Raw genomic sequence first — 13,276 nt, 5'->3', positions numbered from 1 at the left:
GAACGCCATAATTAGTGAACGAACCAGACACTTACGCTGAATGAAAGTGATCGGAAGAATTGATCGTTAGTTTTCTTAGACTTTAATAGTAGTTGAAAGGAATGGTAATATGGCTATCCCGAGCGGTGATAAAAAGTATTCGTATGCTGATTATCTAACATGGTCTGAAGGAGAACGAATCGAATTAATTGATGGGCAAGTTTATAATATGTCACCCGCTCCTTCACGCCTCCACCAGGAAGTATTAGGAGAATTATTCACAGCATTTTCCGTTTTTTTAAAAGACAAAGAGTGTAAAGTCTTTTTTGCTCCTTTTGATGTTCGCTTATTATCGGAAAACAAAAATGATGCTGCCATTGATAACGTAGTGCAACCTGATTTATCTGTTATATGTGATAGAAAAAAACTAGATGACCGGGGATGTAATGGAGCACCTGATTTGATTATTGAAGTGTTATCACCATCAACTGTTAAGATGGATCGGTGGAATAAATACCAGCTTTATGAAAAGGCGGGGGTAAAAGAATATTGGCTTGTGGATCCAGCAAATAAATCTGTAGAAATTCTTCTTTTAACGGATGCTGGGTACAAACTGCAAGGAATATTTACAAAAGATGATAACATTGCTATTCAAAGCTTACCTGGATTGGAGCTGGATTTAAGTCATATTTTTGAATGAAAAAATAAAAAGGCAGGGACATTGCTCTATTTTGTCCCAGCCTTTTGCTATAGTAATGAACCATTCAATGCTTGCATCATCTTCTCCGGATTAAAACCGGAAATCAACTTCCCATTTATCTTCGTTTGTGGTACAGACAACCTTCTTGTTTTCGTGATCAGTTGAAGCATGGCGACCGGGTTCATATCCACATTCACTTCTTGATACGGTATTTCTAACGTATCGAGAAAGCTTTTAACCATGCCGCATACTGGGCATAGCGCTGATGTATATACGATTGTCGTCTGATTCATGTGAATACCTCATTAGTTAAAATTATATGCTGTTACGATTTTTTCTCTTCCCGTAACGAGATCATTAAAATATTCATAAAGATTGATACCTAAGTAGGAACCGGAAATATTGTGTATGTTTGTATACCCGAGATTATTTAACGCGATGACCATATTATAGCTTCGTTGACCTGAGCGACAGTGGATATACACCGGTTCGTCTGTAGGAATTTCGTTTAATCGTTCTCTGAATTCACTTAATGGAATATTCAATGCATTCTTTAGGTGACCTGATTCAAATTCGCCTTTTTCTCTAGCATCGATAATAAAGGCATTGCTCTCAACTAATCCACGGACTTCGGAAACTTTTACTTCCTGATAGCGTCCCTCTAACTGATTGAGTGCCACAAGTGCAGCATGATTTACAACATCTTTAGCTGTCCCTAGCATTGGAGAGTATGTTAGCTCGAGGTCTTTTAAGTCTTCCAATGTACCATTCATTGTGATCATTGTTGCAATAACATCAATCCGTTTATCGACATTTCCTTTCCCGATTGCTTGAGCACCAAGAATTCTACCTGTCGGGTATTCGTAGACTAATTTAAAATGCATCGGATTACTGTTCGGCATCAAACCTACCTTATCTCCGGGTATGACATAAACGGTATCATGCGTAATTCCAGCTTGTTCAGCGGTTTTCGCATTCAGCCCAGTTGAAGCTGCATTCAAGTCAAAAAGCTTGATGGATGATGAACCGATTACGCCTTGATTTCTGTTCGGAATACCATACATATGATCAGCTGCAGCCCTCGCTTGCTTTTGAGCTGGTCCTGCCAGTGCAAGTCTTGTCGGTTTGTGTAATAAGCGATGATACACTTCAATTGCATCTCCGACAGCATAAATATTTTTATCAGTTGTTAAATAATTATGATCGACTTTGATTGCGCCGGTGTTCCCAGTTTCGAGGTCGGATTCTTCCGCCAATGTCGTTTCCGGTCTCACACCGATGGCTAAGATGACCGCATCTGCCTTTATCCTTTTCTCTGAACTTGTTTCAACATAACCGTCTCCAATCTTTGTTAATCCATCATCTAGAATGAGTTCAATGCCATTATCCACCATTTCTTTATGAAGGATTTGTGCCATATCGTAATCGTACGGTGCCATGAGTTGGTTGGCAAACTCGACTAATGATACATTGTGTCCGGCCAGCTTAAGGTTTTCAGCAACTTCTACACCAATGAAGCCACCCCCAATTACGGCGATATCCTTTAAGTCTTTTTGTTTGATAAAATTACTTACATTCTCGATATCGACCACATTACGGATCGTAAACACGTTGTCATTATCGATGCCTTCCAAGTTTGGCTTAATCGGTTTCGCTCCAGGTGATAATACCAACTTGTCGTATGCTGCTTCGTAGGTTTTATCTGTCATTAAATCTTTTACAGTGATTGTTTTTCTATCTCGATTGATCTTTATAACTTCCTGATTCACTCGTGCCTCGATGTTATAGCGTTGTTTAAATATGTTTGGATTCATTAGAACGAGTTGCTCGCTATCTTCAACAATTCCACTCAGATGATAGGGTAAAGAACAGTTGGAAAATGATACATGGGGTCCTTTTTCAAACATGATAATTTCTGCACGTTCATCCAATCTTCTTACTCTAGCGGCAACGGAGGCTCCACCGGCCACTCCGCCAATGATTACTATCTTTTTTCCCATCATGCACACTCCTCTTTTACTAATTTACCTGGCAGGGTATATGTTTATCGTAAGGCGTAAGGAATTTGACTTATGCTTATATCGTATACCCCTTAGGGTAACGTGTCAATTGTTATGAAATTGTGAGTCCTTGCAGTTATATTGACAAAATACGGGCGCGGGTATATTATGAGGTTGTTTACTATTTCTTGAAAAAGGAGAATAAGCATGGAATATAATGATCAAATGAAAAATAGAGTAAAGCGGATGGAAGGGCAGCTCCGAGGAATTTTAAAGATGATGGAAGAAAATAAAGATTGTAAGGATGTTGTTACACAATTATCAGCTGTTCGGTCCGCAGTAGATAGAACATTAGGTGTTATTGTGAGTTCGAATTTAGTTGAATGTGTTCGAGCTGCAGAAAAAGATGGAACAGATGAAGGAGAATTAATTAAAGAAGCTGTCAGCCTACTTGTTAAAAGCAGATAAGAACAGGGGGGTTGACTTTTTTTCTACCAAATACCTTATAATAGTGGAGGACCCATACTTTTACCTCCTTGATTTATCGTGTTGTCTATACTGTAATACATGATTATTAAAAAAGTATTAATTTTTTAGCTATACAATTATAAAGTAAGTCAACAAGCTAGCAGAAAGTTTTCTTGTGGTACGATTTTTCTTTATTTTACTGTGGTAAAGTGTATTAAGTTCTATTGCAATCCATTCTTTTTGACTCTGTTTCAGTTGTGAGAAATGTTTATTGGATTGAAGGAGGATTGCATGAAAACCGCTTCCGTAGTGGAAAAAAACTTTGCGATGTTGAAAGTACACGGTGTTTTCGATAAAGTGGCTGGCATTATCTTAGGGAAGCATGAGCAATATGATGATTTGGACACAGGTAAACAGCTGCTGGATTTGCTGAAAGAACAATTAAATGGATAGAAAATCCCAATTTTAGCTGAATTTGATACATGTCACACTCACCCAATGCACCCGCTGGCGATTGGGAAAACAGTGAAGTTAGATGCCGATAGAAAAAAAGTGTTTAATTAACTGAGGATAATTAACCGCTTAGACTTAAGATAGATAATTTATTATTTTAAAAGTCACCAATCACCATGTTTGAATGATGATTAGTGGCTTTTTTCATCTCATAACAAGTATCTTTCTTACCAGAGATTCAAGATCAGCCGCCTGTCTATATTGGAATTGATATCGACGACAAAACGAATTTAAAACAGGCAGATGAAATCTTCCAGTCGCTAGAATTACAGAGTGATGTTTCAGGTCTTTCCCAGCTAGTGAAAGCAAAAATAATACGAGCCCCATGATTGCTATAATAAATAAGCCTATCCCAATAAAATCAATTCGATTTATCTCAAATTTTCCTTGACCTGTATTTGGCAAAATAAATAAGACCTCGGTATAAAAAGATTATGAATAGTTCATGGACAATTATGTATCCGATAATACTGCAAGACGCTATAAAGCCCATGTCAGTGTGTTAGGCACAACACAGCTTCATTTAAGAAGTCCCTCGATTATTGCATGGTGGAGTGCGGCTTATCCGGGCTTTGGCCACTTGCTTCTATCGAAATACCTCCGTGGGTTTGTCCTATTTATTTGGGAAGTTTTTATTAATTTGAATGCGAATGTTAATTGGGCCATCCTTTATTCCTTTCAAGGAAAGTTTGAAATGGCTGCGGGCGTGCTGGATACCCGTTGGCTTTTAGTTTATTTACCTGTTTATTTTTTTGCCATCTGGGACAGTCACCGAACAACTGTAGATATGAACAAAGTTTATTTACTAGCAGATCGCGAAGACCATCGCTTTAATCTATTTAGTATCGGTGCAATGGAAATTAATTATCTAGATAAAAGAAATCCTATCATGGCAGCAATTTGGTCCGCTTTTGTGCCAGGGCTAGGTCAGCTTTATATACATAGGCTTGTAACAGCTCTCTTTGTGATCAGCTGGACGGTTGTCTTTTTATATTTGTCGCATTTCCTTGAAGCTCTCACGCTTTTAATTGTAGGGGATATTAGTCAGTCAACAGCCGTTTTAAGAGGAGAATTTTTGCTTATGTTGCCTTCCATCTACGGATTTGCAATTTATGACGCGTATGTGAATACCGTGGAAAATAATAAACTTTTTGAAAAGGAACAGCGGCGTTTTTTGAAAGACAATTACCGGGACTCCAATTTTCAAATTCTCAAAGGAGAGAAAGTGAATGAATGCTGATGCAAGTTTACGCCATTTTAGAAAATAATATATATGTAGAAATGGCTATTTCTACGTTGGAGAAAAACGGCATCCCAAAAGCGAGTATTTATGCAGTTCCCCTTGATAATCGGCAGGAAGAACGCAAGCTGTTTGATAATCTGCATTCCTCCGACGGCACTTCATTGATTGATATAGGGGTGGCACTTGCTACGGCTTTTTCTGTTATTGGAACGAGTATCGGGTTTGAATTGGCATGGGGGCCGATTTATTGGGGGCTGATTACGGGTTTTATTGGATTTGTTATAGGGGTCGCAATCAGACTGTTTACAGAAAAGGTTCTGAAAAAGCGAAAAAGACTTTTAAAAGGGAAGCATCCGGAGGTTATTCTCATTATTGATTGTGAGGGAAAAACGGCTGAGCTAGTAGAAAATATTCTATGGGAACACCTGGCGCTAGGTGTAGCAAAAGTAAAATAATTACCAATCTATATTCCTCATATATTTTTACTGCAAATTAGGGAGAGGAAATAAATGCAACCTACTTGGAGAGATGTTATTGAATCATTACAGCAACATACAGCTGTAAAAATAGAGTACTGGTTAAATGAGACCTTATTTACCTTCAGTTGGTGGATGCTTTTAGTGACAACTGTTGGTATTTTTATTCTATGGTTAATTTTGCTGGACAAAAAGAGAATACTTGAGATCGTCACATATGGTTTTTTTATAACAGCAATAGGAATGATAGGGGATGTATTAGGTACTTCATTTATGTTATGGGATTATCCAAATACGTTATTGCCTATAACGCTGATTGCGGAAGTACATACAGTACAAATGCCTATTATTTATATGCTTATCTACCAGTATTTTCCTAAATGGAAAACTTTTTTAATTGCTACCACCATTAATGCATTCATTTTCTCCTTTATACTGGAACCCCTTTTAGTATGGTTGCACATATATCAACTGGACAATTGGAAACATATTTATTCATTCCTGCCTTATATTATGATAGCAATTGTAGTTAAGCTCGTCGTTGATAAATTTAAGCAGTTGGGTCAGAGTAAAGAAAAATAATTGGATGGATACATCTTAGAGACAAGCGTTTAAATTTTTAAAAGGCTGGCAGATACCTTTTTTAATATGCCAGCTTTTGGTATCGTCTGTAAATAATTTTTTCGTGTAACAGATAGAAGATAATTCTGATACTGAAGATACAAATGATACAGCAACAAATAATGATGATTTGGAAGGATTTCCAGAATTTAAGAATGGCAGAACATATTGACTTGGATACGTATCAAGGTGTTGTTGAAACAGATAACAAGGGAAACCGTATTTTCATCAAACATGACAACCGTATAAAGATTGTTCAATTTAATGATGATGGTTTACTATACAACGGGATTATAAAATAATCGTCTCAGCAAAGAAAATAGAGGGTAATGAATTAGACCACCACTTGTTCTATAAAAGAAGAATAAGTGGTGGTTTTCTGTTATTTTGACTTACCTATCTCCTTCATCAACCATTATTTCGCTTCTAAGCGTAATCAGCTGAATGGCATTCTTCTTTCTAATTAACAGCGGAATAGCGTCCTCAGGAAGCAAATCTAAATCTATTTTATCTTGGTGGTTCATTGGCAATGCTTGTATTTTATATCCCGTATTGATTTTCTTATTTAGTTCAGTGAATACAGCATCTTCACGAAATAAAAGGTTAGCCTTCCCTGCAAAAGGAATTTTTTTCAAATCCTGCTGCTTATAGCTCTCGCTGGTAAGCGTAAAGGTGTGATTATGTCCGAATTTTGGTGCATAGGATTGGCTGAGACGGATTTGGATACGCCTTTGATTTCCCGAATATCAAGACTTGAGCTGCCTTCAAATAAAATGATCGCGACCGAAAGCGAGATCAATGGACTGTACAGGCTTCCCAAAGCTTCTTGTGGATTAAACAGGCCAAAGACAGGTCCCAGCAATAAACCGGCAATTGACATGATGACGATGGATGGCCATTGAATCCTCCAAGCTAGCCATTGTGAGAAAATACCAACGACAATGATAACTGCGATACTAATTAAAACAATATTTTCCATATACCGTTCTCCGATTCTTTTGTATTCATGTTAAGAAATTCGGCAATTTCAGTCTTATGTTTTATTGAAAAAGTAGTTTTTAATTTCAGTTTAATCGGCTGTCATTCCCCCTTCTTTCAAACATGGTGACGGGGCACGGACGGAAAAGTCAAAAGCTAAAGTGCATTCACCTCATACCATTGTAGCGCGAAGCTTCTCCTGATTTAAAAAAAGAATATATCATAAATATGTTGCTCAATTAAGATGAAGATATAAGTATCAATTTCCCCTTAAGATTTGAATCTTAAGGGGAATTGTTTTGTATAATAGTAATTGTGACCTTTTCCTGAATGAAGTCTTTGTTGCATAAGTTTGACTTGGAAAATAAGTGGAAGGCTGATTAAAGAAAGTGTATGAAATAATCCTAAAAATGTATTGGGTGATGTAAATGCTAATGGGGAATAAAAGCCGTTTATATAGTTATGTATGGAGTATAGCGGGGGGACTATTCATACTCTTAGTGTGGATGGAAGGTTATTATGTGAATGCTGGCAGAATGATAGGTGTACTGATTTTATGCTTGCTTATTTGTCTCGTTATCTCCAGCCTTTATCTTAAAAGGGATGGAGGAATCCGAACTGTTACGCTTGTTTCCAGTGGGTTTGCTATTTTGTTTGAAGTGATTTGGCTTATTGCGGATTGGTATCCAGCTTTTGTAGTGGCTCAAATACTTGTAATTGGAATTGGATTTTATTGCTTTACGATCAGCGGAAAGTTATTTGAAAGTGATAAAAATACTGGGTCGAATAGATGGAGAATCACACGTCGGTTGCTAAAATCAGTAGGTATCGTCATTTCAAGTTTGGTTTCATTCGTTGTGATTGTAAACTTTATAACGCCCGCTCCATTAATGAGTGTCGTTCAATCGTACAAGGGATATGGCAATAGTTATGATGCACCCGCCCCGGAAGAGAAAATGTTGGAACAAGGCCATTTAAAGATAAGTGATATTGAGTATGGCAAGGATTATCCAAATAGCTATTTAGATGTGTATATTGTAAACAACGATCCGAATATAGGAAGACCAACGTATTTTTTTGTGCATGGCGGTGGTTGGACGATAGGTGATAAAAAGCTCGAGGATAATGCTTATTATGAGCAGTTGCTTGATGCAGGTTATAACGTCGTCTCAATCAATTATGCTCTATCTCCAGGATATACCTATCCTGTGCCTTTACAACAACTGTCTCAAGCTGTCGAATTTATGCAGGAACAAGGGAATAAATATGGGATAGATATGTCAGCAGTTATTTTTGCGGGTAGCAGTGCTGGGGGGCAGATTGTCGGACAATTTTTGAACGTGCAAACGAATCAGGCTTATGCAGAGAAAATAGGAATTACTCCTGTTATCTCTCAGGACGCTATTAAAGCTGCTGTTTTAGATTCTGCGGCACTTGATTTAGAAAGAATGGGGAAAACAAAATCCCCAGTCGCTTCTTCTAATTGGATTTTCTATCAATTCAGCAGAAATTATTTTCAAAAGGAACATTTGCTTAATGGTACGGATGAATATGCTGAACAAGGAAATGTAATTGCCCACGTGACGGAACATTTTCCACCTGTGTTTATTGCTGATGGGAATACAGGTACATTCCCTGATCAAGCAAAGGATTTGGCGACAAAATTAAACCGTCTTGGTGTAACAAATGAACTGTATCTAATTGATAAAAATAAAGTAAGATTAAGCCATGTTTTTATGGATACCCATTCCACCTACACCACCGATTATACAAAGAAAAAGTTAGCTTTTTTAAGGCAAGTTTTAAATCAGTGAAGCAAAGATTTAAAAGCACAGATTATAAACATCTTTCATAGCCTATAAAAGGAATGCTGGGCGATGAGGTGGATATATGGATATAAAAATTGGTGATATTGTAACACGGAAGTCCTATAACCATGATATAGTTTTTCGTGTGTCCGAATTAGAAAAAGAGCAAGTACTCTTGCGTGGTACGGAAATGCGTCTGCAAGCTGATGCGCCAATTGAAGATTTAACGATAGTAGCTCGTGCGGATTTGGAAATACGGCAAAAAAAGTCGAAGGAGAAAGAAGAGTTTTCTTATCGTTTATTCCGTCAAGATTACCAGTTGATGCGGGAGAAAAAAGCACATCAGATAAGTGGCGGTTATGAGCGAAACTTTTCATATTTCCAGCTTCCTGCCAAGGTCCTACACTTGGATGGTGACCCGATTTATTTGCGGAAATGTATCAGTCTTTATCAGCGGGTAGGCTTACATGTCCACGGTGTCCACTTACTTGAAAAGGATATGCCCCAGGAGATTGGCCCGCTGATTGAAAGGATTCAGCCGAATTTGATTATCATTACCGGTCATGATTCCTATTCAAAAAACAAAGGCGAGAAGAAGGATTTACGTGCATACCGAAATTCCAAGTATTTTGCGGAAACGGTGCGGGAAGCAAGAAGGGTGAATCCCCATCTTGATCAGCTCGTTATTTTTGCCGGTGCGTGCCAATCCCATTTTGAGTCGATTATAAGGGCCGGTGCGAATTTCGCAAGCTCTCCTTACCGAATTAACATTCACGCGTTGGATCCTGTTTATATCGCTGCAAAAATTGCTTATACCCCTTTCATGGAAAGCGTCAATGTTTCGGACGTTCTCCGCAACACACTAACTGGAGAAAAAGGCATGGGTGGCGTCGAAACCCGCGGTCTCCTTCGAACGGGAATGCCTTATCTTGACGGCACAGAAGAAGAACCTACCGAGCCAAACACCTCAACCAATAACATCATTGAATTTTAAAACCTAAAAAATACAAAGAGCTTGTCCGTGACTTCCAGTGACAATAAAATGCAGGGAGTAGGTCACTGGCAAGCTCTGTCAGTGCTCTCCAGCGGCGATACGATGTGTAATCATCCTCACTGAAACGCTACACATAATGGACTTTAATACTCATGCTAAACCCCATATTAAAAGCGTGTATGTGGGTGCTGCTCTCCTTTATCTGCTTTCTAGCTCAGGAAATTTGTCTTGTTTTTTTGGGGGACTTGGGCAGTAATAAAGCGTTATCCGATAATTTTTTATGCAAACCGTACATAAAAAGTTAATAATTACTAATAATACGTAATAAGACCTAATTTTATTGTTGACAGGTAAAATACAATCCTGTTATAATATTTAGTTTCATTTGACTAATGAACGAGCCTGTGCTATAATAGGATGCAGTGAGGTGGAGTGTATTGGCTAAAACATTGAACGAAATTAAGCAAGGTCTTGACTGCCAAATAGGTAGACGTTTGCGCTTGAAGGCAAATGGAGGCAGAAGAAAAACGATTGTCAGATCCGGGGTATTAGCAGAAACTTATCCTTCTGTATTTATCGTGGAACTTGATCAAGACGAAAATGCATTCGAACGTGTGTCATACAGCTACGCAGACATTTTAACAGAGACAGTTGAACTAAAATTTTTAGACCAAAGATAGAGAACGCGAATAAAGCAGTGGATTGTTACAACTCCACTGCTTTATTTTTTTAAAAAAAGATAAGTATAAAATAAAAAAGCTGTGATAACTTAAGTATCCAGGTCTAGCCACGTCCGCTCTGCTCCTTTGTTCGATTTTCCCACCGTTTCCGTAACCTTCCGCGGTTCATTCTTTGCAGATAGGTCAAACTAAGTGTGTCGTAACGATACTAACGAAAAGGAGCTGTTTTTTCATGGGAAGGCGTAGAGGAATCATGTCAGACCAGTTGAAAGAAGAAATTGCCAAAGAGTTAGGGTTTTACGACACGGTCCAGCAAGAGGGCTGGGGCGGCATCAAAGCACGGGATGCCGGGAATATGGTGAAACGTGCTATTGAAATGGCAGAGGAGAACCTGGAAAAAGGCAAGCGCTAGTCGCTTGCTTTTTTTCATTGCGAAGGTTCCGCAAGACCCACTCTGGCGCCGTACGTCGATATGCGGGCGCTTCCGCTTTTGAAGGTCGCACCTCTATGGGGATTATGATACAATTTGTTTAACTTTTCGTTTCAGGAGCAGGTGAAGGAGCATGACGATCATAGAGAAGGCACCAGCAAAAATAAATTTGTCGCTTGATGTATTGCGCAAACGGGAAACTGATGAATACCATGATGTGGAAATGATTATGACGACAATTGATTTAGCTGATCGGCTGGAATTTACATCTCTTGAAGAAGATCGAATTAGAATTTCCATGGAAAGCCGTTATGTACCGAATGATGAGCGGAATTTAGCATACCGGGCGGCAAAGCTTTTTAAAGAAAAATTTGGTATTACAAAAGGTGTCCATATTAAGATTGATAAACATATTCCTGTCTCGGCTGGTCTCGGGGGCGGTAGTACCGACGCGGCGGCCGTGGTTCGAGGGCTCAATCGATTATGGTCCCTTGACCTTGAACTGGCGGACTTAGCCCTCATTGCGGCGAAGTGCGGGTCCGATGCGACGTTTAGTCTGTACGGTGAGACGGCAATTGCGCGTGGTTTCGGTGAAATTGTGGAAAAGCTACCCTCCCCGCCGCCCTGTTGGGTTGTTTTGGCAAAACCAGATATTGGTGTATCGACTCGAACGATTTTCCAACATGTAAAAGTGGAGGAGCTAACGCATCCTAATAATGAAGCCCTTATTCGAGCGCTTCATGCGAGGGATTTATCCGCGATCTGTAAGCATATTGGCAACGCTTTGGAAGCAATTACAATTACGCTTCATCCGGAAGTAAAGCGGATTAAAGATACGATGAAAAATTTGGGGGCACCCGGTGTTTTAATGAGCGGTACGGGACCGACCGTATATGGTTTAGTCGAGCATCAAGAGAAGGCGAAGAAGATTTATAATGGAATGCGCGGTTTCTGTGATGAAGTTTATCTCGTCCGCCTCCTCGGCTAAATATTGCCAAAACACGTACGAAAATGGTATATTTAGATAAAATATACGGTTTTGAGGTGTCGTAATGAAAAGAAGTAACCGTTTAATCGTGTTAACACAATTTTTCTTAGAAAACCCCCACACACATACACAATTACCTTACTTTGTGGACTTATGCGGTACAACAAAGTCCTCGATAAGTGAGGATCTTGATATTATACATGACGTGTTTGAGCAGCAAGGACTGGGGATGCTTCACCGGACGACTGGAGCTGGTGGAGGCGTCCGTTATATTCCGAAAAATGCTGATGCATATGACGAGTCTTTCATCCTTGAATTATGCGAAAAGCTAAAAGACCCGGAACGGATTTTGCCCGGTGGCTATCTATATATGAGTGACCTTTTAGGTGACCCGAAAACGGTCCGAGAAATCGGCCGTATTTTTGCTTCCAGGTTTTCAGAAATTGAACTTGATGCAATTGTGACCGTAGCAACGAAGGGGATCCCACTTGCCTATGCAGTAGCATCCTTTCTCCAGGTGCCGGTCGTAATTGCAAGAAGGGACCCGAAAGTGACGGAAGGTTCCTCGGTCAGTATCAATTATGTTTCAGGTTCCTCCCGAAGAATTCAAACGATGGTCCTTCCGAAGCGCAGTTTGAAAGAAGGTTCGAATGTATGTATCATCGATGATTTCATGAAGGCAGGGGGAACGATAACAGGGATTACGAATTTACTTGCTGAGTTTGATGCGGAAGTGAAAGCAATTGGAGTATTCGCGGAAGCAGATGACGAAGACGAAGAAAGAAAAGTAACGAATTATACATCACTGATTAAGATTTCCGAAGTGGATACGAAGGGAAATCAGATGGAGATTGTACCTGGTAATTTTAAATAATTTCACCGTAATCTTTTCCTTTTAAAACTTTTAGTGAGAAAATTAATTTTTTTATGAATTAAAGCAGGAATTTTAAGAGTTTTGTTGAACTATACATGTAGAGTTCAAATGGGAAAAGGTGGTGAAACATCGTGGAAGTTACTGACGTAAGATTGCGCCGCGTAAATACAGAGGGCAGAATGCGTGCGATTGCATCAATTACTTTGGACCAAGAATTCGTTGTCCATGATATTCGTGTGATTGACGGAAATAATGGACTTTTCGTAGCAATGCCGTCTAAACGTACGCCGGATGGAGAGTTTAGAGATATTGCCCATCCAATTAATTCAAATACGAGAAATAAGATTCAAGAGGCGGTACTGGAAGCTTACCGACTATCGGGAGAAAATGAAGTCGAATTTGAAGAAGCAGGTGCTTCCTAAAATGATTGATGATAGACAGGGGGGACTAATCTTACATAGGTTAGCCTCTTTTTTTTGCATAGGAAACTATAAAATAAAAATGCTGTGAACGGGCGCTTACGC

The 13,276-nt window shown here is 39.1% G+C and carries 16 protein-coding genes and 2 pseudogenes; 14 read left to right on the top strand and 4 right to left on the bottom strand.

Annotated features, from left to right (window positions below; all coding sequences use genetic code 11):
• Positions 1–109 precede the first annotated feature (109 nt).
• Positions 110–679, top strand: a complete 570-nt coding sequence (locus IEX94_RS15185) for a Uma2 family endonuclease (protein WP_188858639.1) — start codon at positions 110–112, stop codon at positions 677–679.
• Positions 680–726: 47 nt separating this feature from the next.
• On the opposite strand, the gene IEX94_RS15180 is transcribed toward IEX94_RS15185, so the two are convergent.
• Both IEX94_RS15180 and IEX94_RS15175 read right to left on the bottom strand, forming a co-directional pair.
• Positions 727–972, bottom strand: a complete 246-nt coding sequence (locus IEX94_RS15180; protein WP_188858637.1) for a glutaredoxin family protein — start codon at positions 970–972, stop codon at positions 727–729.
• Between the two features lie 12 nt (positions 973–984).
• The gene (locus IEX94_RS15175) at positions 985–2,679 is read right to left on the bottom strand and encodes an FAD-dependent oxidoreductase (protein WP_188858635.1); all 1,695 of its coding nucleotides are present in this window, start codon (positions 2,677–2,679) and stop codon (positions 985–987) included.
• 207 nt (positions 2,680–2,886) lie between these two features.
• Here IEX94_RS15175 and IEX94_RS15170 point away from each other — a divergent pair, with 207 nt between their 5' ends.
• The 6 genes and pseudogenes from IEX94_RS15170 (at position 2,887) to IEX94_RS15145 (ending at position 6,302) form a co-directional block, all read left to right on the top strand.
• Complete coding sequence (locus tag IEX94_RS15170; protein WP_156857432.1) at positions 2,887–3,147, top strand: metal-sensitive transcriptional regulator; 261 nt, start codon at positions 2,887–2,889, stop codon at positions 3,145–3,147.
• 276 nt (positions 3,148–3,423) lie between these two features.
• Positions 3,424–3,711: pseudogene (locus IEX94_RS20330) on the top strand (LD-carboxypeptidase); the annotation flags it as partial.
• A 394-nt stretch (positions 3,712–4,105) separates the two neighbouring features.
• Entirely contained in the window at positions 4,106–4,900 is a 795-nt protein-coding gene (locus IEX94_RS15160) for a hypothetical protein (RefSeq protein ID WP_188858633.1), read from the top strand.
• Complete coding sequence (locus tag IEX94_RS15155; protein ID WP_188858643.1) at positions 4,900–5,358, top strand: hypothetical protein; 459 nt, start codon at positions 4,900–4,902, stop codon at positions 5,356–5,358. The genes IEX94_RS15160 and IEX94_RS15155 overlap by 1 nt, the downstream gene beginning before the upstream one ends.
• 54 nt (positions 5,359–5,412) lie before the next feature.
• Positions 5,413–5,961 (top strand): CBO0543 family protein, encoded by a 549-nt coding sequence (locus IEX94_RS15150; RefSeq protein WP_188858631.1) that lies wholly within the window; start codon positions 5,413–5,415, stop codon positions 5,959–5,961.
• A 143-nt stretch (positions 5,962–6,104) separates the two neighbouring features.
• The gene (locus tag IEX94_RS15145; protein WP_188858629.1) at positions 6,105–6,302 is read left to right on the top strand and encodes a hypothetical protein; all 198 of its coding nucleotides are present in this window, start codon (positions 6,105–6,107) and stop codon (positions 6,300–6,302) included.
• 90 nt (positions 6,303–6,392) lie between these two features.
• Here IEX94_RS15145 and IEX94_RS15140 read toward each other — a convergent pair whose 3' ends face one another.
• On the bottom strand, positions 6,393–6,635 hold the full coding sequence (locus tag IEX94_RS15140) for a hypothetical protein (RefSeq protein WP_188858626.1): 243 nt from the start codon (positions 6,633–6,635) through the stop codon (positions 6,393–6,395).
• 77 nt (positions 6,636–6,712) lie between these two features.
• Positions 6,713–6,979 (bottom strand): annotated as a pseudogene (locus IEX94_RS15135) (cation:proton antiporter); the annotation flags it as partial.
• A 520-nt stretch (positions 6,980–7,499) separates the two neighbouring features.
• On the opposite strand from IEX94_RS15135, the gene IEX94_RS15130 reads away from it, so the two are divergent.
• The 7 genes from IEX94_RS15130 to spoVG all read left to right on the top strand — a co-directional run bounded on the left by IEX94_RS15130 (position 7,500) and on the right by spoVG (position 13,174).
• Positions 7,500–8,792, top strand: a complete 1,293-nt coding sequence (locus tag IEX94_RS15130) for an alpha/beta hydrolase (RefSeq protein WP_188858624.1) — start codon at positions 7,500–7,502, stop codon at positions 8,790–8,792.
• 76 nt (positions 8,793–8,868) lie between these two features.
• Positions 8,869–9,780 carry a sporulation peptidase YabG gene (gene yabG, locus IEX94_RS15125; RefSeq protein ID WP_188858622.1) on the top strand — a complete coding sequence of 304 codons (912 nt, stop codon included), beginning with the start codon at positions 8,869–8,871 and terminating at the stop codon, positions 9,778–9,780.
• Positions 9,781–10,217: 437 nt separating this feature from the next.
• Positions 10,218–10,460, top strand: coding sequence for a biofilm formation stimulator Veg (veg, locus tag IEX94_RS15120; RefSeq protein ID WP_156857428.1), 243 nt, complete (start codon positions 10,218–10,220; stop codon positions 10,458–10,460).
• 232 nt (positions 10,461–10,692) lie between these two features.
• Complete coding sequence (locus IEX94_RS15115; protein ID WP_156857427.1) at positions 10,693–10,872, top strand: small, acid-soluble spore protein, alpha/beta type; 180 nt, start codon at positions 10,693–10,695, stop codon at positions 10,870–10,872.
• Positions 10,873–11,023: 151 nt separating this feature from the next.
• Positions 11,024–11,878, top strand: a complete 855-nt coding sequence (ispE, locus tag IEX94_RS15110; RefSeq protein WP_188858620.1) for a 4-(cytidine 5'-diphospho)-2-C-methyl-D-erythritol kinase — start codon at positions 11,024–11,026, stop codon at positions 11,876–11,878.
• Between the two features lie 64 nt (positions 11,879–11,942).
• The gene (gene purR, locus IEX94_RS15105) at positions 11,943–12,752 is read left to right on the top strand and encodes a pur operon repressor (protein ID WP_188858617.1); all 810 of its coding nucleotides are present in this window, start codon (positions 11,943–11,945) and stop codon (positions 12,750–12,752) included.
• A gap of 131 nt (positions 12,753–12,883) precedes the next feature.
• Positions 12,884–13,174: a septation regulator SpoVG gene (gene spoVG / locus IEX94_RS15100; protein WP_156857424.1), complete on the top strand. Its 291-nt coding sequence runs from the start codon at positions 12,884–12,886 to the stop codon at positions 13,172–13,174.
• Positions 13,175–13,276: the final 102 nt, after the last annotated feature.

Origin of the sequence: Oceanobacillus indicireducens (genome assembly GCF_014647195.1) — a bacterium.
Classification (GTDB): Bacteria; Bacillota; Bacilli; order Bacillales; family Amphibacillaceae; genus Oceanobacillus; species Oceanobacillus indicireducens.
The sequence above is the reverse complement of the archived record's forward strand: the minus strand, read 5'-3'. Positions and strand labels throughout refer to the sequence as shown.